Source organism: Moraxella sp., from assembly GCF_024227015.1.
Lineage (GTDB): Bacteria > Pseudomonadota > Gammaproteobacteria > Pseudomonadales > Moraxellaceae > Moraxella.
The window spans coordinates 1-19997 of record NZ_JAAELD010000361.1; the positions used below are offsets into that span (position 1 = coordinate 1).

Sequence of the window (19997 nt, forward strand, 5' to 3'; positions counted from 1 at the left end):
CGCCGTCCACAGCGAGACATCTAGGGCATAGGCAATCATCGGCACGGTTGCCAAAAATAACCCACCTTCAAACAATCCCATATGGACAAGGCGGGTGCCAAGCGAGCGGTCAAGGCGTTCGCCCGTTACCACTTTGTCAAACAAAAAATTAAACACCATGTTCCACACAACCGCCAGCACCGAGATTGCCACCGCCAAACCTGTGGCGTGGGTCGGGCTATGGTTGTCGCCAAGCAGGGCAAAAACAGCCACCGTCAGCCCAATCGCCCCAATCTCAAACAGCACGGCATGAAATAGGCGTTCTTTGGCAGTCATGGGACTGGTTGGGGTGTTTGACATAAAATTTAGCAAAATAAAACGGTTATTATAGCAAATATATTAGCCAATCATGAATCGGCAAACAACACCTTATCATCGCCATAATAAAACTCATCATTGATAAAAATCTGACACGCCACGCCCGTGCCTTGTGCGTTATTGCCAAGCTTAATGGTGATTTTGGTGCCATTGACATAAAAATCATGAGCTGTGCCAAATATTGCTCGAGCGTTGAACGGATTTTTAAAAGTCAGCAGTTTTTTAAAGGAAAAAAACTGACCTTGATATAAATACACTCGCTCACCATTGATAAAAACGGTCTCTTTTGTTCCGCCAAAGATGCTCCATGCGTTATCCACCTTGATGTCAATGCCATTGTAGCTTATGCGCCATGTTTTTTTGAACATTTTTATCCGCCTTTTAAAAATAAAGAAGTCCTTATCTTAACAAAATACGTTACAATAGCGTGGTTGATTTGTTATTTTAATTATTGTAAAGGTATGAACATGAACCTATTTACCCTGGCCCAAAACTTAGCCCCGCAGCAAACCCTATCAGAAGTGGCAGGCTACCTTGCCAAAAGCCAAAATCCGTATATCAAAAAAGCCTTTGTCCACACTTTCGCCAAGGCTTATAACATTGATTTGGCAGAATATGAGCGTGGTGATTTGGACGATTATGAGAGCTTCAACGACTTTTTTACCCGTGAATTAAAAGATGGTATGCGACCGATTGACGAGACGACAGACGGCATTGCCTGCCCTGCTGACGGCAAAATCAGCCAAATCGGAGCAATCACAAACGGGCAACTCATTCAAGCCAAAGGGCGAGATTATGACGTGGGGCAACTTTTGGCGGATTTTGAGCTGGGTAAAGCGTTTGTGGATGGCTCATTTGCCACGATTTATCTTGCTCCCACCAATTACCACCGTGTGCATATGCCCTTTGACGGCACGTTGGTTGCCACACGCTATGTGCCGGGGACACTGTTTTCGGTCAATAACACCACCGCCGAGAATGTGCCTGACCTGTTCGCCCGTAACGAGCGGCTGGTGTGCGAATTTGATACCGCTTTTGGGCGTGCTTGCGTGGTGCTGGTTGGGGCGATGATTGTGGCGGGGATTGAGTCTGTGGCGACAGGGGCAATCAAACGCACGCCCTACATTCAGCACCGCACGCATGACATCATGCTCAAAAAAGGCGATGAGCTTGGGCGGTTCTATCTGGGTTCTACCGCCATTATCGTGCTACCCAAATCGGCAAATGCCATATGGAGCGATGAGTTTGTGCATGGTAAGACGGTTGTCATGGGGCAGAGGATTGGACAATTTGCAAAATCCTAACAACGCCACGCCTGACAATACTCCACCTGGTCACACCACGCCCAACAACAATGTCGGTGCATTGGCATTAACCGCCTTTGGCTCGGTGCTTTTGGTGTGGCTTGGGCTATATGTTGGTCTTATGATAGGCGGTGTGGTGTTTGGGTTGTTCTTTGGCATGATGTTATCCTATCTGATACTTATCATGGTAAAGGCACAAAAGGCGGTTTGGGCGTTGGTGGTTTTGATATTTTTGATTACCAATATTATTTCATTGATAATTTTTTTATCAAAACCTATTGACTTAATACATTCACCAATATTTATCCTTATCCTTATTGACATACTTATTTATACTTTGACCGCCTTAATGCTGTTTGATTTTTGTGGATTTAAAAATCTTTGGGCGAAAATCGGTATTGGCATATTCTTTTTATTGCTTTTTGGATTGCCAAGTCTGTTTAGTATGATAGTTCTTCTTGCTGTTGTTAGTGTAACCGTTTGATTGATGTAGGAAAGCCATGCACCTACCCCAACTTTTTACCGAAACTGACCGCACTGTTCTTACCGACTTTATCAAAGCCCACCCATTAGGCACGCTTATCAGCATAAAAGACGGCACGCCCCAAGCGGATTTATTGCCCTTTTATGTGGTGCAACAAGACGACACGCTCACGCTCATCGCCCATTTTGCCAAAGCCAATCCGCTTGCCGAGTATGTCAATGGGGCGGACGTGATGGTACTGTTTCATGGCGAACAGGGCTATATCACGCCCAACTGGTATCCATCCAAACACGTCCACCACCGCCATGTGCCAACGTGGAATTATGAAGTGGTGCAGGTGCGTGGGCGTGCCAATGTGTTTGATGATGTCAAGGGGCTGATGCGTGCGGTTGGCACGTTGACCAATATCCACGAAAGCACGCAAGACACCCCTTGGAGAATGAAAGATGCCCCTGCCGACTATCTGGCGGACGAGATACGGGGTATTTTGGGCTTGACGGTGGATGTCGGTGAGATGATTGGCAAATTTAAACTTAGCCAAAACCGAGAGCAGGGCGATTTTGACAGTGTGGTGCAAGGCTTGACCGACAGCGGACAAGTGGGGCTGGCGGAGGTGGTTGCCAGAACGTGCGAATAGGCTAGGGCTGATTGGAAGGGTGCATCTGATTGGTGAATTACATTGTATTCTGCTTACAGTCCCACAAAATCAAACATCAAATCAGGTGTATTGCCTGCCATCAGATGGGTCAGTGCTTTGGCGGAGCCGCAGGCGTGCGTAAAGCCAAGCGTGCCATGACCTGTGTTCAGCCATAGATTATCCAGTGTCTCCCCTGTCGAGCCGTGACGTACCTGCCCGAAGTGCGCCTGTCCGATGAGGGGCACATTGGACGGTGTCATGGGGCGCAGTCCTGTCCAGTAATTCGGCTCATCATAACTTAACGCATCGCCGAACAGAGATCGAACGCGGCGGGTCAAGGCATGACAGCGCGTCTCATCTAGATCTGTATTATAGCCGTTAAATTCTGCCGTACCTGCCACACGCAGTACATCGCGCTGATCGGAGGTGAGGCGACTCATGACGAGCTTATACTCATCATCGATCAGGCTGACTTGTGGCACTCGAGCGCCATCAAGCACTTGATAAGTGGCTGAGTAACCCTTGGCAGGGAAAATCGGTAAAAACACCCCAATCGCATCAAGCAGTGCCTTGCCATGACTTGCCAGACAGACGACATAATGGTCGCTTTTATGGGTGATGGTGTTGTCTTTGTGGGTGAGTGTTAGATGGGTGATGGTGCCGTTGGTCTGATGGATGCTATCGATGTGTGTGTCATGTAGGAATTTGACGCCTTGCGCTTGGCAGTGCTTGGCGAGCTCGCGGGTGAATAGATGGGCATTACCAGACAGATCGGCATCGGTATAAGTCGCCCCCACTAGGGCGTCACCCAGCATGTCAAGCGCAGGCTCGATGCGCCGAGCTTGATCGGGGCTGATGAGCGTGCGATGACAGCCCAATGTCTGCATTCTCTGCGTGGGCGTGATTGCGGACTGATATTCGACATGACTGGTATAAAAGTGCATGATGCCCTGTAGCCGCTGTTCAAATGCCAATGGTAACTGTGCCAACAGATCCTTTAGCGCATCACGAGAATACAGCCCCAGATTGACCATCTGCACCAGATTGGCGTCGGCACGCTTGGCGGTGCATTCTCTTAAGAATCTATAGATGAATCGCATTTGTTCTATGTTGCCATTGATGCGATAAAGCAGAGGCGCATCGGGCTGACTGAGCCATTTTAGGGCCTTTAGGGGGGTACTGGGATTGGCCCATGGCGTGGCGTGGCATACTGAGATCTGACCGCCATTGGCGAAGCTGGTCTCCATGGCGGGCAGGTTTTGGCGGTCGATGACCGTTACATCAAAGCCTGCCTGAGACAGATACCAAGCGCTAGTGACACCCGTAACGCCCGCACCGAGCACCGTAACGGTTGGCTTATTGGTATTAGCCACGCGCCACATCACCCATAAGCTTATCGGGCAGAGGTAAAATCTCCCCGATTTCCGCCACATTCTCAGGCGAGCCAATGACTAGGGCGTCAAAGCCACCATCGGTAGGTACGCTATTGACGATTTGTACTTTGCCAAGTTTATCGCCGTCATTTGCCTGTTCTGTGAGCAGGATACGGTGCAGGTAGGCTTTTGGGCTTGCCTTGAACCACAGACGGGCGATGATCTCTTGCCCTAGATAGCAGCCTTTATCATAGTCCACGCCCCCACGCTGGTGTAGGCGCAGCTCTTGGGGTTGGAATAGCCCTTGGATGGCTTTGGTTATCCAGTAGTTGCCCGTTTGGATGCTTAAGTTTGCCCAGTTTTGAGCATTGGCTTGATCGGCATCATCGCTAAAGGTTGGCTGACTATTCTCTATGCTAGGATAGATGGGCGTGACATCAGACCGAGTGAATTTAGAAAATGCGCCGTATTTTTTGATGTGCGCAGTCAGATCGCTCATGCAGTCCGCCGAGGTGACGAGTGCGAAGGTCTCATCGTCAATGCGTCTCGCCCACAACCCAAACTGCACGCGACCTTTTAGATCGCTGATGGCACAAGGCAAAAAATCATCGGTTAATTTCTCGATATTAATGGTTAATTGACCTTGTAAGAATTTGGCGGCGTCTTTACCGCTTAGGGTGACTTGTTCAAAAGTGGGTATTGTCGTTGTCATGATTGTTTCTTATTGTTTGTTGTGAGATAAATAAAAAGCAGTTATGTTATGGTTGTCATTGTAGCATTTTCAAGGCAAGATTAACATTTTGTATCAACAAAAAATTCGCAAAATCTGCTATACTAGGCGCTCATAATTTTAGCTCTATTTAGGATGTATCATGAATCTACCTGCCTGCCCAAAATGCGAAGAAAACTACACTTATGCCGATGGCGATTTCTTGATCTGCCCAATGTGCGCGCATGAATGGTCGGTGGATGCAGATGCGGACGACACGCCTGTCATTAAGGATGCGGTGGGTAATGTGCTAAATGATGGCGACAGCGTGACTGTGATTAAGGATCTTAAAGTTAAAGGTTCATCAACGCCAATCAAAGTAGGCACGAAAGTCAAATCTATCCGCCTGATTCACGATGCGCCTGATGATCATGACATTGATTGTAAGATCGACGGCTTTGGTGCGATGAAATTAAAATCCAGCGTGGTAAAAAAAGCCTAATCTCATCGCTTGCCTTTTTGTACCAATAAATCAAATAACAAGGAATTCCCATGACGACACTCACCGCCGACCAAGTCTTATTTGAAAAAGCTAAACGCCATATTCCGGGGGGCGTAAACTCGCCCGTGCGTGCCTTTGCAGGGGTGGGAGGTACGCCTGTATTCGTGAGCCGTGCCAAAGGTGCGTATATGTACGACACCGAAGGGCGTGAGTACATTGATTACGTTGGCTCGTGGGGACCTATGATTTTGGGGCACGCTCACCCTAAGGTCATCGATGCGGTAAAGCAGGCTGCCGATGACGGCTTATCCTTTGGGGCTCCCACACCCTTTGAGACGACGATGGCGGATTTGATTGCTGACATTATTCCGCACATTGAGCTCATTCGCATGGTGTCATCAGGCACGGAGGCGACCATGAGTGCCATTCGTTTGGCTCGTGGTTACACAGGGCGAGATAAGATTGTCAAATTTGAAGGGTGCTATCATGGGCATTCGGACAGTCTGCTTGTCAAGGCAGGCTCTGGCATGCTGGACATTGGCGAGCCGACATCCAAAGGCGTGCCTGCCGACTTTGCCAAGTACACCGTAACCTTGCCTTATAATGACATTGAGGCGTTGCGTTCTGCCTTTGATAAATTTGGCGATGAATTTGCGTGCGTAATTTTAGAGCCGATAGCGGGCAATATGAACATGGTTATCCCAAGTCAAGAGTTTCATAATACCCTACGCGAGCTTTGCACCAAGCACGGAGCGGTGTTGATTTTTGATGAAGTGATGACAGGCTTTCGGGTGGGACTGCGTGGAGCAAGCCACCATTTTGGCATTACCCCTGACCTTAGCACCTTTGGCAAAATCATCGGAGCTGGCTTGCCCGTGGGAGCATTTGGTGGTAAGCGTGAGATTATGGAATGTATCGCTCCCTTGGGCGGTGTCTATCAAGCAGGGACACTGTCTGGCAACCCCCTAGCCATGCGTGCAGGTAAGGCAATGTTTGATGAATTAACTCGTCCGAATTTTTATGAGGGACTGACCGCCAAAACCGCCAAGCTGGTAAATGGCTTACAAGCATTGGCGGATAAGCATGGCATAGATTTTGCAAGTTGTCATGTGGGCGGTATGTTTGGACTGTTTTTTGCCAAAGAATTACCCAAAAACTTTAATGACGTGGCACACGCCGACACCAAACGCTTTAACCAGTTTTTCCATGGCATGCTAGAGCGTGGCATTTATCTTGCGCCTTCTGCTTTTGAGGCGGCGTTCATGTCGAGTGCACATACTGATGACGATATTGAAAAGACGCTCGCGGCGGCGGATGAAGTCTTTGCAACGTTGTGATTAAAATGATTATGCCTTGTATTTGGCCTGTTTATCATTATATAGTTAAAAATTTAAATTTGTTGGAACATTCATGTTAAGTAAAATTATCGGCAGTGTCATTGGCACTAAAAATGAGCGTGAGCTCAAACGCATGCGTAAAATTGTCGCAAAAATCAACGCCTATGAACCTACGATTCAGACGCTGTCCGATGAAGAGTTGCGCCAAAAAACCTTTGAATTCAAAGAGCGCCATCAGCAAGGTGAAAGCCTAGACAGCATCCTGCCAGAAGCCTTTGCTGTGTGTCGCGAAGCGTCCATTCGTGTTAATGGCATGCGCCACTATGATGTGCAGCTCATTGGTGGTATGACCTTGCATGAAGGTAAGATTGCCGAGATGAAGACCGGTGAGGGTAAGACCTTGATGGCGACCCTTGCCATTTATCTAAATGCAATCAGCGGCAAAGGCGTGCACGTCGTTACTGTGAACGACTATCTGGCAGGGCGTGACGCTGAGCTGAACCATCCGTTATTTAGCTTTTTGGGTTTGACGGTGGGCGTGATTTACAGCCAGCAACCACCACAGGAGAAGTTTGAGGCTTATCGCGCTGACATCACTTACGGCACGAATAACGAATATGGCTTTGACTATCTACGCGATAACATGGTGTTTAGCCTTGCTGAGAAAAAACAGCGCCCGCTTAATTACTGTATCATCGATGAGATTGACAGTATCTTGATTGATGAGGCGCGTACACCGCTCATCATCTCAGGTCAGGCAGAAGACTCAGCTGAGCTGTATGCACTGATTAATACCATCGTGCCTCGCCTGACTCGCTCTGAAGATGAAGAGGCGAATAAGGATAATAAAGACGGCGATTTTTGGATTGATGAGAAGAACCGCGCCATTGAGATTAGTGAAAAAGGCTACGAGAAGATCGAACGCTTCTTGGTTGAGGTCGGTGAGCTTGGCGCCAATGAGAGCCTGTACAGCCCTGCGCGCTTGCCACTGCTGGCACATGTACAAGCGGCGATCCGTGCGCATCACATCTTTGTCAAGAACATTCACTACATCGTCCAAGATGGCGAGGTCATTATTGTCGATGAGAACACGGGTCGTACCATGCCTGGCCGTCGCTGGAGCGAAGGTCTGCACCAAGCGGTAGAAGCCAAAGAAGGTGTTGAGATTCAAGCCGAAAACCAAACGATGGCAACCACCACCTTCCAGAACTATTTCCGTCTGTATGACAAGCTGTCCGGCATGACGGGTACGGCGGATACCGAGGCGGCGGAATTTAAGTCCACTTATGATCTTGATGTTGTTATCATCCCAACGCATCGTCCGATTGCCCGTATCGACATGGACGATCAGATCTTCTTAACTAAGCTTGGTAAATACCAAGGCATCATTAAAGAGATCAAGTCAATCACCGCCAAGGGCGCACCTGTGCTGGTCGGTACAGCGACGATTGAGGCAAGTGAGGAGCTGTCGTACCTGCTGGATCAAGAGGGTATTGTTCATAATGTCCTAAACGCCAAGCAGCATGAGCGCGAAGCAGAGATCATCGCTCAGGCGGGTCGCCCACAAGCAGTAACCATCGCCACCAACATGGCGGGTCGTGGTACAGACATCATCCTAGGTGGTAACTGGCAAGCTCAGATTGATAATCTGCACGAGCTGACCGAAGAGCAAAAAGCGCAATTACAAGCCGATTGGCAAAATAAGAACGAAGCGGTAAAAGCAGCAGGCGGTCTACACATCATCGGCTCAGAGCGCCACGAATCTCGCCGTATCGATAACCAGCTGCGTGGTCGTGCTGGTCGTCAAGGCGACCCAGGGCAATCGCGTTTCTTCTTGTCGTTAGAAGACGACTTGATGCGTATCTTCGCGGGCGATCGTGTCATGAACATGTTCCGCGCGATGGGCCTTAAAGAAGACGAAGCGATCGAGCATAAGATGGTCTCTCGCTCAATTGAAGGCGCGCAGGGCAAGGTTGAAGCGCGTGACTTCGATGCGCGTAAAAACCTACTTAAATATGATGATGTCGCCAATGAGCAGCGTAAGGTCATCTATGGGCAGCGCGATGACTTGTTAGGGCAAGCAGATCTACAAGAGTCCATCAAAGAGATGCATCATGAGGTCTATAATGCGCTGATTAATCAGTTCGTGCCAGCAGGTTCGGTGGATGATCAGTGGAATATCGATGGTCTAGAGGATGAAATCGAAGACGCGTTCAGATTCTACATGCCGATCAATGATTGGCTAGATGCAGATCGCCGCCTTGATGAAGAAGGTCTGCGTGATAAGATCATCAATACCGCAATCGCGCGCTACGAAGACAGACGCACCCAGATGGGTGAAGACAGCGCGGCACAGCTTGAGCGTCATTTTATGTTGCAGAGCCTAGATCGCCACTGGAAAGAGCATCTTACTCAGATGGATCAGCTTCGTAAAGGCATTCATCTGCGCAGCTACGCTCAGAAGAACCCTGAGCAGGAATATAAGCGTGAATCTTTTGAGTTGTTCCGCTCAATGCTTGGCGCGATTAAATCTGACATCGTGCAGGATTTGGCGCGTGTTCATGTACCAACGCCTGAAGAGCTTGCCGCGCTAGAAGAAGAGCGTCGTCGCCAGATCGAACATATGCGCATGCAGCTCGAGCATAATCAAGCCAATGAAGAGGCGAGCGAACCACGCGAACATCGTGCAGCATCAACTCAAAACATCACCTTCACATTAAGTGCGGCAGGTGTGAGTGCAGAACAAGCAGCACGTATGGCGGAAGAAGATGTGGTCATACCTGAGCACATTAATCGTAACGCGCCATGCCCTTGTGGTAGTGGTCTAAAATACAAACAATGCCACGGCAAACTATCGTAAAAAAACTTAAATAGACAGGTCTTTACCTGTCTATTTTTTGTGATATACTGTGTGAATTAACCATCAATGATAAAAAATATCATTTACAATATCTGATGAATTTAAGGGTGTTTCAATGAAAAAACTAATTTGGCTGGCCCCTATATTGACCGTGACCATGATGACAGGCTGTGGCGATAAACAAGAGACGGCTGCAGAAGAGCCTGCAGAAGTAGAAACTGTTCCGATGTCTGCTGAGCCTGCTGATCCAATCATCAGAACTGAACCAAGCACTCAAGATCCTCTGGTAACTGAACCTGCCGAAGGCGATGTATCGGAATCTGATGCCTTGACAGAAGTAGAGCAGGGCGATATTGAGGTAGAGATTATCGAATCTGTGGATGAAGAGGTTGCCACAAATTAATCACATAACCAATATGTTGATATGTATTAATTGATATAACAAATAAAAAAGAGAACCAAAAAGGTTCTCTTTTTATGTGCTTTAAGAAAAAGACAAATTAGTTAGTCTTAGTCTCAGTGGTAGCAGCAGCGTCAGCAGCAGGAGCGGTAGCGTCTGCAGCAGCTTCAGCAGTTTTGTCAGCAGCGTCTTTAGCAGCGTCAGCAGCTTCTTCAGCAGCAGCACCAGTAGTAGCTTGCGCGTCAGCAGCAGCAGTAGCAGCAGTGTCAGCAGCAGCTTGTGCAGTGTCAGCAGCTTGTTGTGCAGCAGCGTCAGCAGGAGCAGCGTCAGCAGCTTGTTGTGCAGCAGCGTCAGCAGGAGCAGCGTCAGCAGCAGCTTGTGCTTCGTTTGCAGCAGCTTGTGCTTCTTCAGCAGCTTTAGGAGCTTCTTCAGCTGGCTTTGAGCAAGCAGTTAGAGCTAGAGAAGCGATTAGAGCAGATAGAACTAGTTTGGTTTTCATGGTGATCTCCATAGGATAGTAAGTTAGCAATTGTATTTACAGTTCTTAATGACACTAGGCGAGAACAAAAGGACTGCTCTCGCCTCGTTGCAAAAATCCCTGAAATACTTTACTGCACCGCAAATTATATAGTAATTCAGCATAAATAAAAAACGATATTTTTTAGCAAAATCAGAAAAAATGTAACAAAATATTTCTAATTGCTCGCTAAGCATCAAATTTCTATTCAAAACGCCTAAAAATCTACCATATAATCGAGAATTTTTCGTTTAAAACAGTGCTTTATAGTAGCATAGAATTATGACTGTTTCAAGTCAAGGTTTTTTGGTGACTTAGGAGGTCGCCTTTTTGGTCATGTTGCCAAAAAATTCGTCATTCGTTTTAGAGTCTTTTAGGCGATCCAGTAAAAACTCAGTCGCTTGAGAGTCATCCATCGGCTGCAGTAGCTTGCGTAGAACCCAAACACGACGCAGAGTCTCTTCATCTAATAGGCGCTCTTCACGGCGAGTGCTTGATTTTTTGATATTGATAGCAGGGAATATGCGACGCTCTGCCAAATCACGCTCAAGGGTGATTTCTTGGTTGCCCGTACCTTTGAATTCTTCAAAGATTACCCCATCCATCTTCGAGCCTGTGTCGATCAGTGCGGTTGAGATGATGGTCAGACTACCACCTTCTTCTACATTACGCGCCGCACCAAAGAAGCGTTTTGGGCGTTCAAGCGCATTAGCATCCACACCACCTGTAAGTACTTTGCCGCTCGATGGAATGACAGTATTATAGGCGCGAGCCAGACGGGTGATGGAGTCTAGCAGAATCACGACATCTTGCTTGTGCTCGACTAGGCGTTTGGCTTTTTCGATGACCATCTCAGCAACTTGAATGTGGCGCTGTGGCGGTTCATCAAAAGTGGAGGCAACCACTTCACCGCGTACGGTGCGCTGCATCTCGGTGACTTCTTCGGGTCGTTCGTCGATGAGCAGGACGATCAGATAGCATTCAGGGTGATTCTTGGCGATGGCTTGGGCGATGTTCTGTAGCAGAACAGTTTTACCTGCCTTGGGTGGTGCTACGATGATGGAGCGCTGACCTTTGCCGATGGGGGCGATGAGGTCAATCACACGACCGGTTAGATCTTCAGTGGTACCGTTGCCTTGCTCAAGTGTGAGCTGCTTGGTGGGGAATAGGGGTGTTAAGTTCTCAAAAATCAGCTTATGACGGCTGCGATCTGGCGTATCAAAGTTAATCTCGCTGACCTTTAATAGCGCAAAATATCGCTCCTGCTCTTTGGGTGGGCGAATCTGCCCTGCGATGGAGTCGCCGGTTTGAAGGTTGAAGCGGCGAATTTGGCTTGGGCTGACATAGATGTCATCAGGGCCTGCCAAATAGGAGCCTTCAGATGAACGTAAAAATCCAAAGCCATCAGGCAGAATTTCTAGCACGCCATCACCATAAATGGGCTCGCCGTTGCGGGCGTGGGTTTTTAGGATGGCGAAAATGATGTCTTGTTTGCGGCTACGAGCCATGTTCTCAAGTCCCATTTGCTCAGCGATGGCGAGCAGTTCGGCGACTGGCTTTCTTTTGAGTTCAGTTAGATTCATGGATAGGTCTTAGGGGAAGTTAATCATGAAAAGTTGAGCGGCCTTGCGAATGCTTGACCGAAAAAATCTGTTAATGATTTGATATTGAGAATGCCGTTGGGAGTGGTGTTTTTGACAGGATAACGGCTAGGGCATAATAATACGAGTTTTTATCCCGAAAATCAAGAGTGTTGGGCACTTAAAACAAAAAAAGACTTGCAAAACAAGTCTTTTTTTGTGGTGTGAATGCGCTTATAGGTGCTTATCAAGCAGTGCTGCGAATTCTGATTTTGGACGGCTGCCAACGATGGTGTCTACTTTCTCGCCGCCTTTGAAGACGAATAGCGTTGGGATGCTACGAATGCCAAAGCGTGCCGCAACTTCAGGGTTGTCATCGACATTGACTTTAACGATCTGCGCGCGACCTGCATAGTCATCAGCAAGCTCTTCTAACGTTGGCGCGATGGCTTTACAAGGACCGCACCAAGCAGCCCAAAAATCCACAAGCACAGGCTTGTCGGCTTGAAGTACGTCTTGGTCAAAATTAGCGTCTGTGGTATTGATGATTGACATGATTATTCCTGCCTTATTTGGTTGGTTAATTTGGTAAATATATGGCGATGCTTGGGGATTTTTCAAGATGGTTGAATGTCAAATCACTGCATCTGTTTGTGCTATAATAGCAAACTTTTTATAAAAAGGCAGGCTTTGTTCCATTAAATTTGCCAATTATCCTGATTAACTTCATCAAACACCATCATGAACCACACCCAAGAACGCCACGACCGCCTAAATGACGAAGCCATTGCTAAGATGAATGCTGATGAGCAGGCACGCTCAGATGTATTTTTTAGGGAGTTTATCCAGTCTATCACCGTCTATGAAGATGAGGACATCTGGGTGGGAGATAAACCTGCGGGACTGCTAAGTGTAGATGGGCGAGTGTTAAAGGTTAGCTTGCAGTCACGGCTGCTTAGGGTAAATCCTAACATCAAGCTCATACATAGGCTAGATATGGATACATCAGGTCTAATCATCTTTGCTAAGCACGAGGCGGCGCAGACTCATATCTCAAAGCAATTCATCGAGCGCATTCCCACGAAGGAATATCAAGCGGTCGTCTTCGGCACGATCGCCAAAGATGACAAAAAAGGCATCATCGATGTGCCTGTGCGTTATGAGCCCAGCACTAAGCCGCGCCACATTGTGGACATGAACTGGAATAAGCGTGCGCTTACACATTATGAAGTGCTGCATCATGAGCTGCGCACCGACGATCAGGGTGTCACACATCCGGTGACGCGGGTCGCGCTAAAGCCCATCACGGGCAGAAGCCATCAGCTGCGAGTGCACATGGTACATCTAGGGCATGTCATGATCGGCGATCCCATCTATGCCACAGGCACGGCGCTGCAGATCGCGCCACGTCTAAACTTGCACGCCCATAAGCTTCGCCTAAAGCATCCTACGCATGGGGTGTGGATGGACTGGGAAAGTGAAGTGCCTTTTTAGAGTTTGTACCATAAATAAAGACCACCATGTGCGGTCTTTTGTATTAATCAATTATCAGCCTAGATAAGGCCGCTCACCACCGCGCTTTGATAAATGCGCTTGGCGCGGCTGCCCGTGCCACAAAACACCATCACGGGGCTGGGCAGTTCATTGATCAGCTGGGCGAATCGCTGTACGACATCGAAGGGCAGGCTCTCACTATCCACAGGCAAGTGGCGATATTCCAATCCTGTGCTGCTTGCGCTCAAGCCCAATTCTGCTGCCTTGGGCTGGTTGTCACACTCATCATCAAAACGCAGATTGATGATGCTCTTAAAGCCAAGCGTTGATAGGGTTTGGCATTGACAGGGGTGAATTTGTTTATATAAAGTGATAGTTTGGGTATTCATTGTCATCATCCAGATTCGTAAAAGATGCGATTATCTTAGCGAAATTTTTTGGTTGATTCAATGTTGATTGCGCATAAGCTTATTCCTAAAATTTAAATTTCTGACAAGAATTAAAAATTTAGGAATAAACCATCACATCCCGCACCAATCATCGCCTTGGTATTTTAGTTTATCCACAGCCAGCTTGGTGCTCAAGAATACTTCGCCAGACAGGTGCTTAAATAGATCACTGTCCTTTAGAATATCCATGGCAGGGCCTTTGCCTTCCGCCAGATGTAGGCGGTTGCCTTGGCTTTGGATATATTGATTGAAGGATGAGAGCATCTCTTGGGCGGTCAGATCAATGTGATTCACCGCCGTCATGATAAGAATGACTTCGGTGGCCTTGGGGTGCTCGTAGTAGAGCTTTCGCAATGTCTCATGGATGGTCAGTGCATTACCAAAATACAGGCTCTCATCGATGCGCACCATCAGCAGGTTATCAAAGGTGGTTGCCTTATGTCGGGAGATGTCACGAAAATGCTCGCTATTACCAAGCTGCCCGAGGATGGCGATGTTTACGCGATGAGAGCGATAGATCATCAGTGCAAAGCTAACCAACAGCCCAACCACAAGCCCGATATTAAGCCCGAAGATAATCGCCGCACCGAAGCACAGCACCAGACACAGCGCGTCTGCCTTGTCGTGTTTTAGGGCGGTTTTTAGGGTCTGTATGTCGATCATCGACAGCACGGAGCTTACGATGATGGCGGATAGCACTGCATAAGGCAAGCCTGCCAAATACTGCCCAAAAAACAACAAAATGAATAGAATGCCAAGCGCGCACACGATTGATGCAAAGGGCGTCTTGGCGCCAAGGCTGATGTTCAGGCTGGTGCGTGACAAACCGCCCGCCACTGTAAAGCCCCCTGTGACACTGCTGGCGATGTTGGCAAAGCCTAAACCTAGCAGTTCTTTGTTGTTATCAAAAGGCTGCTGATGGATGCGCGCATAATTACTGGCGATGGCAGAGCTTGAGATGAAAGCGATGAGCGCGATTAATAACGCCGATGGTAGTAGATCTAACAGGGTGCCAAATGATAACGGCAAAAACTTAAACGTAGGCAATCCAGTAGGCAAAGGCTCAAGCAATCGAATATCAAGCGCAGCCCACCCAAGGCGTGTGGCGAGTATGATGGAGAGTATCGTGACGATGATCACCACAAGTCGCTTGGCGAAGTCTGCTCGCACCTTGGGCAGCCATGCCCACAACGCATCAACATAGCGATTGATCAATAAAATCATGAGTGCGCCGACGCCTAATAGGGCGGTGTATGGCTTGATGGTGACGGGGGTGCTCGATAGGCTGCTGATGATGTCGATGAGACTGCCGCCTGTGATGGGCGCGCCGATGAGGTTTTTTAGTTGGCTGATGACGATCAGTACCGCTGCTGCGCTGATAAAGCCTGAGGACACGCCGCGGCTGACGAACTGCATGATCCATCCAAGCCTTAGAATGCTAGCTAGGCACAATATTCCACCCACCATCATGGCAAGCGTGATGGATAAGATCACATACTGCACGCTACCTGTAGCATAGCCAGATAGCGCGCTGGATGTCATGATCGCAGTGATGGCAACGGGGCCTACTGCATTGATGCTGCTTGCGCCAAGATAAGCATACACCAAGGTCGGGACGATGGATGCGTATAGTCCCATGATGGGCGGCAATCCTGCCAGTGCTGCATAACCTAGGCTCTGAGGGATGACCAATACCGCCATCATTAGCCCTGCCATCAGATCATTGCTGATGAGCTTTGGGTTTTGTCGCAGTGTACCAAGCCAGTTAGGAAGAATAGACATCACAAAAAAATAAGCCACAATAGATGCGGCTTATTTTGGACGATTTTGAATAACTTGTCAAAAATTTTTATGATTTTTGATGATTTGGGTTATTTTTCGCCGTAGATTTTGATGTTTTGGGCGAATGCACAGTTCTTTTGGCGGGCGGCGATGACCATGGCATCATGCTCACCGTATAGGCGGGCAAGTGTGTTGGTGCGTGCGGCACGAGTTGAGCTGCCTGAACCTACGCCAAAGCTGATGCTAGGATAGATACCACCACGACCACCCGCGATGCCGATGCCAACGCCTGTTGCTGATAGCGGTGTTTGTTGGCTTTGGGTTTTTTCGACCAGATTGGTCACGCGAGCAACTTCACTTTGCAGATAAGCACAGTCATGACCGCTGTAGTTGGTGGGATTCACGTACTGTGGCGCGATGTTGCTCGTGGTGGCACAGCCAGTCAGTGCGGTGATGGCAGCCAATGCGCCTAGTGATAGGATTTTTTTCATAACAATTCTCAAAAATGGATAAAAGATAAAAACGGGTGGAATTTAGCCACGATTTTGACCTGCGCAGTTGGGGCTGTCAGGCGCCTGCCCCGACCATTCGTCAGGGGTGTAGGCATGAATGGCGAGGGCGTGGATCGTGCCACCATTCGCCATCATCAAGGGATTCGTCAGTGCATAAACGAGCTGATGACGAGCCACCAAGCGCTTGCCATCAAAGGCGTTGCTAACGATGACAAGCTTAAAGTGGCTCTCTTTGCCTTCATAATAACCTGCATGCATGTGGCTTTCGTTATCAAGCGTGATGTGTGCAGGGTTGAGGCTTTGCAAGTTATTGATAATCGCGTCAGCGGTCGGAGTATTCATAAGATAACCTTAACTCTTAGCGCTTGTTCGATGAATTATACAGTGGTGTCACCGTCGGCATGAGTGCCTGCATGGCTTGGATGCGACTTGTGCTGCTTGGGTGAGTGCTTAGGAATTGAGGGGTTGAGCCACCACTTGCGCGCTGCATTTTTTGCCACAGGGTAATGGCGGCATTTGGGTTGTAGCCTGCACGCGCCATCAGCTCTAGACCGATTTTATCCGCTTCGGCTTCTTGGGTGCGCGAGTGTGGTAGGTTTAGACCCAGCTGACTGGCCAGACCTGCCAGCTCTTGCTGACCTGATGACAGACCCAGTGCAGCAGTTGCGATGGACAGCACGCCAGATGTGGCGACGCTGCGGCTCATCTTCTCACGGCTGTGCTCGCGCAGAGCGTGCGCCATCTCATGGCCCATGATGGCGGCGATCTCGGCATCGGTTAGGTTTAGACGGTCGATGATGCCACTATAGAACACGATCTTGCCACCTGGCATGACATAGGCGTTGATGTCATTTGAGCTGATGGCATGTACTTGCCATTGCCAGCGTGTCGCGTCAGGGCGATATACGGCAGTCTGAGGAATTAGGTCATTGGCGATGCGGCGTAGGCGTGCAACCTGTGCGGCATTGGTGTCAAGCTTGCCTTGGGCGCGTGCCTGTGCGATGGTCTGCTGGTAAGCTTGGTTGGATAGCTGTATGACTTCACTGCTAGATACCAATAACAGCTGTCTGCGATCAGCGCCCACGGTGCCGCCATCGGTGGTGCTAGAGCAGCCCGCAATTGGCAGGGCGACGGTGGCGGTTAATGTTGCGGCGAGTAGGGATTTTTTGAGCAATTTCATAATGTTATCCTGTAACAATGCACACAATGCGTGTATTTTCTCATGCTTTCAATTATAATAAATGCCACAATAAATACAAGCGACGGCTACAAAAAGCCACAAAATTTTTAACAAGTGTGCCAATATGACCCATCCCAATGACATCCCGCCCCCACCAGAGCCGCCCGAAGATTATGAATGCTGTGATAATGGCTGCGATGATCTGTGCGTCTTTGAAATCTATAAAATGCAAAAAGCCGACTATGACGCCAAGTACGCTCACTTGATCAATGATGTGAGCGCCTCTGATGAGTGAGGCTCGTGCTGATCGTGAATGCGTTGATGTCATCATCATCGGGGCAGGGGCGTCGGGGCTGTTCTGCGCGTTCAATACCGCACTGTATGGCAAGCGCGTGCTGGTGCTCGACCATGCCAACAAAGCCGGCAAAAAAATCCTCATGTCTGGCGGTGGGCGGTGTAACTTCATCAATCTAAACGTCACCGCCAATGAGTTCATCGGGCAGAATGAGCATTTTGTCAAATCGGCTCTTAGTCGCTATAGCAGTGATGATTTTATTAAATTGGTGCAAAAACACGGCATCGCCTATCACGAGAAATCACACGGTGAGCTGTTCTGTGATGACTCATCCAAAGACATCCTAAACATGCTGCTGACTGAGTGCGAGCAGGCAGGCGTGACAATACGGCTTAATACTACCATCGACAGCATCATCAAAGATGATGAGCAGAATGGCTTTGTTATTCATGTCAGCCCAAAGAACGCCAAGCCCTATGAGCTGTCGTGCCGTCATCTGGTCATCGCCACGGGTGGGCTGTCCATCCCGACGCTTGGGGCGAGTGGGTTTGGGTATCAGGTGGCGACTCAGTTTGGGCATCGTATCGTGCCAACCGAGGCATCTCTTGTGCCGTTCACCTTCACCGATCACGTGGGTGAGATGGCTAAGTCGCTGGCAGGCGTGAGCCTTGACGTCATCGCCTTTAATGATAAGGTGAGCTTTGAGCTGCCTATGCTGTTCACCCATCGTGGGCTGTCTGGCCCTGCCATGCTACAGCTGTCGAATTATTGGCGGCTTGGCGAGTGCATCAATATCAATCTGCTACCCAAGCTAGATGCTGCAGAGCTATTAATCACCGCCAAAAAATCCCACCCAAAACAGCTCATCCGCACCGTGCTGACCCCATATTTCCCCAAGAAGCTGCTCTTGGCATTGCAGGCGCATTTTTGGATGGGGTATCAGGACATCGAGCTTGCCAATATCAAGGACAAAGAGTTATTCGATTTGGGCAGAACTCTAAACGCATGGCAAATCAAGCCGTCAGGCACCGAAGGCTACCGCGTGGCAGAAGTTACCCGTGGCGGTGTGGCGTGCGATGAGATCTATGGCAAGACCATGCAGAGCAGGCTGTGCGAGCGGTTGTATTTTATCGGGGAAGTGCTGGACGTGACGGGTCATCTGGGTGGGTATAACTTTGCATGGGCGTGGGCAAGTGGCTATGCTGCCGCCCAAGACATCGGCATGGATTGGTAGATATCAGCCATCAATGAGCGCAAGCTCGCGCGTGCTCATACTGCCAGATAAAGGCGGTGTCGGTGCGCGATTAAGGGTAGCTAGAGCGGTCAGGAACTCATCGCGTGGCATTAAGGTCGCGCCTAGGCTCATCAGATGTGAATTCTCAAGCTGGCAGTCGATCAGGCGGATGCCAGCGGATGTGGCGAGGTGCATGAGCGCCCAGAAGGCGATCTTTGAGGCGTCTTTTTGGGTGTGGAACATGCTCTCGCCGCAGAATACCGCCCCATATTGCACGCCATACAGTCCGCCGACGAGCTTAGCGTCATCTGCCGCGCTGTCCCATACTTCCACACTCATGGCTGCGCCCATGTCGTGTAGCTTGGTGTAGGCGTCTATCATCTCATCGTTAATCCAAGTATCATCGCTGTAGGCGCGTGGGGCAGCGCAGGCTGTCATGACAGACCCAAAGGCGCGATTGGTGGTGATGTGCCATGGCATCTTCTTGGCGGTGCGGATGAGAGATTTGGCAGGGTGAAAGTCATCAGGATGAACCACACAGCGCACAGGTGGGCACCACCAGCAGATGGGATCATCCGCCCCAAACCAAGGAAATACACCGCTGCGATAAGCATTCAGCAGCGTGGCGGTGGATAAGTCCGCCCCCGCACCGATAAAACCATCATCATCAGCAAGATCAATAATCCGCCCAAAATCAAAGGCGGCACGGTCGGCGATGGTATGCAAGTCGGCAAGGTCTAAAGATGGCATGAGATGAATCAGATGATAAACTTAGAAATCAAGAATGATTCTTGATAATCTCAATTCTAGCACATCGCCCAAAAAATACCAAGCCATCGCACCATCAGCCCAAAAAAAGAGCGAATTAACGCTCTTTTTGATGATTTGGGGGCGGTATCAATAAATTGGATTAATAACCCAAGCCATTGAGCCTGCGATATTCATCACAGCCTTGTTGATGCCCCAAATCGCAGGCGTTGCCAAACCATTC

General features: G+C 49.0%; 24 protein-coding genes. 10 read left to right on the plus strand and 14 right to left on the minus strand.

Translation table 11 applies throughout. The features are described 5' to 3' along the window. Together GY683_RS08135 and GY683_RS08140 are read right to left on the minus strand one after the other, a co-directional pair. On the minus strand, positions 1 to 339 hold a 339-nt coding region (locus tag GY683_RS08135; RefSeq protein WP_297288250.1), incomplete at its 3' end, for a PACE efflux transporter. A 47-nt stretch (positions 340 to 386) separates the two neighbouring features. Continuing rightward, entirely contained in the window at positions 387 to 725 is a 339-nt protein-coding gene (locus GY683_RS08140; RefSeq protein ID WP_297288251.1) for a hypothetical protein, read from the minus strand. Positions 726 to 824: 99 nt separating this feature from the next. Here GY683_RS08140 and asd point away from each other — a divergent pair, with 99 nt between their 5' ends. Next, complete coding sequence (asd, locus tag GY683_RS08145) at positions 825 to 1661, plus strand: archaetidylserine decarboxylase (RefSeq protein WP_297288252.1); 837 nt, start codon at positions 825 to 827, stop codon at positions 1659 to 1661. Positions 1662 to 1691: 30 nt separating this feature from the next. Here asd and GY683_RS08150 read toward each other — a convergent pair whose 3' ends face one another. After that, on the minus strand, positions 1692 to 1820 hold the full coding sequence (locus GY683_RS08150; RefSeq protein WP_297288253.1) for a hypothetical protein: 129 nt from the start codon (positions 1818 to 1820) through the stop codon (positions 1692 to 1694). A gap of 25 nt (positions 1821 to 1845) precedes the next feature. On the opposite strand from GY683_RS08150, the gene GY683_RS08155 reads away from it, so the two are divergent. Then, complete coding sequence (locus tag GY683_RS08155) at positions 1846 to 2145, plus strand: hypothetical protein (protein ID WP_297288254.1); 300 nt, start codon at positions 1846 to 1848, stop codon at positions 2143 to 2145. Between the two features lie 16 nt (positions 2146 to 2161). Then, a complete protein-coding gene (locus GY683_RS08160) occupies positions 2162 to 2782 on the plus strand; it encodes an FMN-binding negative transcriptional regulator (RefSeq protein WP_297288255.1) in 621 nt (206 codons plus the stop codon). Positions 2783 to 2835: 53 nt separating this feature from the next. Here GY683_RS08160 and GY683_RS08165 read toward each other — a convergent pair whose 3' ends face one another. Together GY683_RS08165 and GY683_RS08170 are read right to left on the minus strand one after the other, a co-directional pair. Next, on the minus strand, positions 2836 to 4155 hold the full coding sequence (locus GY683_RS08165) for a D-amino acid dehydrogenase (protein ID WP_297288256.1): 1320 nt from the start codon (positions 4153 to 4155) through the stop codon (positions 2836 to 2838). Continuing rightward, positions 4148 to 4867 (minus strand): folate-binding Fe/S cluster repair protein, encoded by a 720-nt coding sequence (locus GY683_RS08170; protein WP_297288257.1) that lies wholly within the window; start codon positions 4865 to 4867, stop codon positions 4148 to 4150. Before GY683_RS08170 ends, GY683_RS08165 begins: the two co-directional genes overlap by 8 nt. Before the next feature lie 160 nt (positions 4868 to 5027). Between GY683_RS08170 and GY683_RS08175 the strand changes: the two genes are divergently transcribed. From GY683_RS08175 to GY683_RS08190, 4 genes are all read left to right on the plus strand, one after another. Continuing rightward, entirely contained in the window at positions 5028 to 5366 is a 339-nt protein-coding gene (locus tag GY683_RS08175) for a zinc ribbon domain-containing protein YjdM (RefSeq protein ID WP_297288258.1), read from the plus strand. 50 nt (positions 5367 to 5416) lie between these two features. After that, a complete protein-coding gene (hemL, locus tag GY683_RS08180) occupies positions 5417 to 6703 on the plus strand; it encodes a glutamate-1-semialdehyde 2,1-aminomutase (RefSeq protein ID WP_297288259.1) in 1287 nt (428 codons plus the stop codon). 73 nt (positions 6704 to 6776) lie between these two features. Continuing rightward, positions 6777 to 9563 (plus strand): preprotein translocase subunit SecA, encoded by a 2787-nt coding sequence (secA, locus tag GY683_RS08185; protein ID WP_297288260.1) that lies wholly within the window; start codon positions 6777 to 6779, stop codon positions 9561 to 9563. Positions 9564 to 9678: 115 nt separating this feature from the next. After that, complete coding sequence (locus GY683_RS08190; protein WP_297288261.1) at positions 9679 to 9966, plus strand: hypothetical protein; 288 nt, start codon at positions 9679 to 9681, stop codon at positions 9964 to 9966. Between the two features lie 97 nt (positions 9967 to 10063). Here GY683_RS08190 and GY683_RS08195 read toward each other — a convergent pair whose 3' ends face one another. From GY683_RS08195 to trxA, 3 genes are all read right to left on the minus strand, one after another. Then, the gene (locus GY683_RS08195; RefSeq protein ID WP_297288262.1) at positions 10064 to 10462 is read right to left on the minus strand and encodes a hypothetical protein; all 399 of its coding nucleotides are present in this window, start codon (positions 10460 to 10462) and stop codon (positions 10064 to 10066) included. A 332-nt stretch (positions 10463 to 10794) separates the two neighbouring features. Next, positions 10795 to 12063, minus strand: coding sequence for a transcription termination factor Rho (gene rho / locus GY683_RS08200; protein ID WP_297288263.1), 1269 nt, complete (start codon positions 12061 to 12063; stop codon positions 10795 to 10797). A gap of 231 nt (positions 12064 to 12294) precedes the next feature. Further along, positions 12295 to 12615, minus strand: a complete 321-nt coding sequence (gene trxA, locus GY683_RS08205) for a thioredoxin (protein WP_046698645.1) — start codon at positions 12613 to 12615, stop codon at positions 12295 to 12297. A gap of 186 nt (positions 12616 to 12801) precedes the next feature. On the opposite strand from trxA, the gene GY683_RS08210 reads away from it, so the two are divergent. Next, a complete protein-coding gene (locus tag GY683_RS08210; RefSeq protein WP_297288264.1) occupies positions 12802 to 13554 on the plus strand; it encodes an RluA family pseudouridine synthase in 753 nt (250 codons plus the stop codon). Positions 13555 to 13613: 59 nt separating this feature from the next. Here the strand turns inward: GY683_RS08210 and GY683_RS08215 are convergent, their stop codons facing one another. The 5 genes from GY683_RS08215 to GY683_RS08235 form a co-directional block, all read right to left on the minus strand. After that, positions 13614 to 13943, minus strand: a complete 330-nt coding sequence (locus GY683_RS08215; protein ID WP_297288265.1) for a sulfur transferase domain-containing protein — start codon at positions 13941 to 13943, stop codon at positions 13614 to 13616. A 132-nt stretch (positions 13944 to 14075) separates the two neighbouring features. Further along, on the minus strand, positions 14076 to 15785 hold the full coding sequence (locus GY683_RS08220; protein ID WP_297288266.1) for a SulP family inorganic anion transporter: 1710 nt from the start codon (positions 15783 to 15785) through the stop codon (positions 14076 to 14078). An 89-nt stretch (positions 15786 to 15874) separates the two neighbouring features. Further along, positions 15875 to 16276 (minus strand): hypothetical protein, encoded by a 402-nt coding sequence (locus GY683_RS08225; protein WP_297288267.1) that lies wholly within the window; start codon positions 16274 to 16276, stop codon positions 15875 to 15877. 42 nt (positions 16277 to 16318) lie between these two features. After that, entirely contained in the window at positions 16319 to 16639 is a 321-nt protein-coding gene (locus GY683_RS08230) for a BolA family transcriptional regulator (RefSeq protein WP_297288268.1), read from the minus strand. Between the two features lie 16 nt (positions 16640 to 16655). Further along, on the minus strand, positions 16656 to 17480 hold the full coding sequence (locus GY683_RS08235) for a M48 family metallopeptidase (protein ID WP_297288272.1): 825 nt from the start codon (positions 17478 to 17480) through the stop codon (positions 16656 to 16658). A gap of 121 nt (positions 17481 to 17601) precedes the next feature. On the opposite strand from GY683_RS08235, the gene GY683_RS08240 reads away from it, so the two are divergent. Continuing rightward, positions 17602 to 17772 carry an oxidoreductase-like domain-containing protein gene (locus tag GY683_RS08240; protein ID WP_297288269.1) on the plus strand — a complete coding sequence of 57 codons (171 nt, stop codon included), beginning with the start codon at positions 17602 to 17604 and terminating at the stop codon, positions 17770 to 17772. Next, a complete protein-coding gene (locus tag GY683_RS08245) occupies positions 17765 to 19006 on the plus strand; it encodes an NAD(P)/FAD-dependent oxidoreductase (RefSeq protein ID WP_297288270.1) in 1242 nt (413 codons plus the stop codon). The genes GY683_RS08240 and GY683_RS08245 overlap by 8 nt, the downstream gene beginning before the upstream one ends. A 3-nt stretch (positions 19007 to 19009) precedes the next feature. Here GY683_RS08245 and aat read toward each other — a convergent pair whose 3' ends face one another. Next, positions 19010 to 19756 carry a leucyl/phenylalanyl-tRNA--protein transferase gene (gene aat, locus GY683_RS08250; RefSeq protein ID WP_297288271.1) on the minus strand — a complete coding sequence of 249 codons (747 nt, stop codon included), beginning with the start codon at positions 19754 to 19756 and terminating at the stop codon, positions 19010 to 19012. Positions 19757 to 19997: the final 241 nt, after the last annotated feature.

What these genes read in the sequence shown, in the direction of transcription:
- GY683_RS08160 (WP_297288255.1), top strand. Translation starts at nt 2,162, where the DNA reads ATGCACCTACCCCAACTTTTTACCGAAACTGACCGCACTGTTCTTACC.
- GY683_RS08195 (WP_297288262.1), bottom strand. Translation starts at nt 10,462, where the DNA reads ATGAAAACCAAACTAGTTCTATCTGCTCTAATCGCTTCTCTAGCTCTA.
- GY683_RS08175 (WP_297288258.1), top strand. Translation starts at nt 5,028, where the DNA reads ATGAATCTACCTGCCTGCCCAAAATGCGAAGAAAACTACACTTATGCC.
- GY683_RS08220 (WP_297288266.1), bottom strand. Translation starts at nt 15,785, where the DNA reads ATGTCTATTCTTCCTAACTGGCTTGGTACACTGCGACAAAACCCAAAG.
- GY683_RS08225 (WP_297288267.1), bottom strand. Translation starts at nt 16,276, where the DNA reads ATGAAAAAAATCCTATCACTAGGCGCATTGGCTGCCATCACCGCACTG.
- hemL (WP_297288259.1), top strand. Translation starts at nt 5,417, where the DNA reads ATGACGACACTCACCGCCGACCAAGTCTTATTTGAAAAAGCTAAACGC.
- GY683_RS08170 (WP_297288257.1), bottom strand. Translation starts at nt 4,867, where the DNA reads ATGACAACGACAATACCCACTTTTGAACAAGTCACCCTAAGCGGTAAA.
- secA (WP_297288260.1), top strand. Translation starts at nt 6,777, where the DNA reads ATGTTAAGTAAAATTATCGGCAGTGTCATTGGCACTAAAAATGAGCGT.
- GY683_RS08190 (WP_297288261.1), top strand. Translation starts at nt 9,679, where the DNA reads ATGAAAAAACTAATTTGGCTGGCCCCTATATTGACCGTGACCATGATG.
- GY683_RS08210 (WP_297288264.1), top strand. Translation starts at nt 12,802, where the DNA reads ATGAACCACACCCAAGAACGCCACGACCGCCTAAATGACGAAGCCATT.
- GY683_RS08245 (WP_297288270.1), top strand. Translation starts at nt 17,765, where the DNA reads ATGAGTGAGGCTCGTGCTGATCGTGAATGCGTTGATGTCATCATCATC.
- asd (WP_297288252.1), top strand. Translation starts at nt 825, where the DNA reads ATGAACCTATTTACCCTGGCCCAAAACTTAGCCCCGCAGCAAACCCTA.
- GY683_RS08240 (WP_297288269.1), top strand. Translation starts at nt 17,602, where the DNA reads ATGACCCATCCCAATGACATCCCGCCCCCACCAGAGCCGCCCGAAGAT.
- GY683_RS08215 (WP_297288265.1), bottom strand. Translation starts at nt 13,943, where the DNA reads ATGAATACCCAAACTATCACTTTATATAAACAAATTCACCCCTGTCAA.
- trxA (WP_046698645.1), bottom strand. Translation starts at nt 12,615, where the DNA reads ATGTCAATCATCAATACCACAGACGCTAATTTTGACCAAGACGTACTT.
- GY683_RS08150 (WP_297288253.1), bottom strand. Translation starts at nt 1,820, where the DNA reads ATGCCAAAGAACAACCCAAACACCACACCGCCTATCATAAGACCAACA.
- aat (WP_297288271.1), bottom strand. Translation starts at nt 19,756, where the DNA reads ATGCCATCTTTAGACCTTGCCGACTTGCATACCATCGCCGACCGTGCC.
- GY683_RS08140 (WP_297288251.1), bottom strand. Translation starts at nt 725, where the DNA reads ATGTTCAAAAAAACATGGCGCATAAGCTACAATGGCATTGACATCAAG.
- rho (WP_297288263.1), bottom strand. Translation starts at nt 12,063, where the DNA reads ATGAATCTAACTGAACTCAAAAGAAAGCCAGTCGCCGAACTGCTCGCC.
- GY683_RS08155 (WP_297288254.1), top strand. Translation starts at nt 1,846, where the DNA reads ATGGTAAAGGCACAAAAGGCGGTTTGGGCGTTGGTGGTTTTGATATTT.
- GY683_RS08230 (WP_297288268.1), bottom strand. Translation starts at nt 16,639, where the DNA reads ATGAATACTCCGACCGCTGACGCGATTATCAATAACTTGCAAAGCCTC.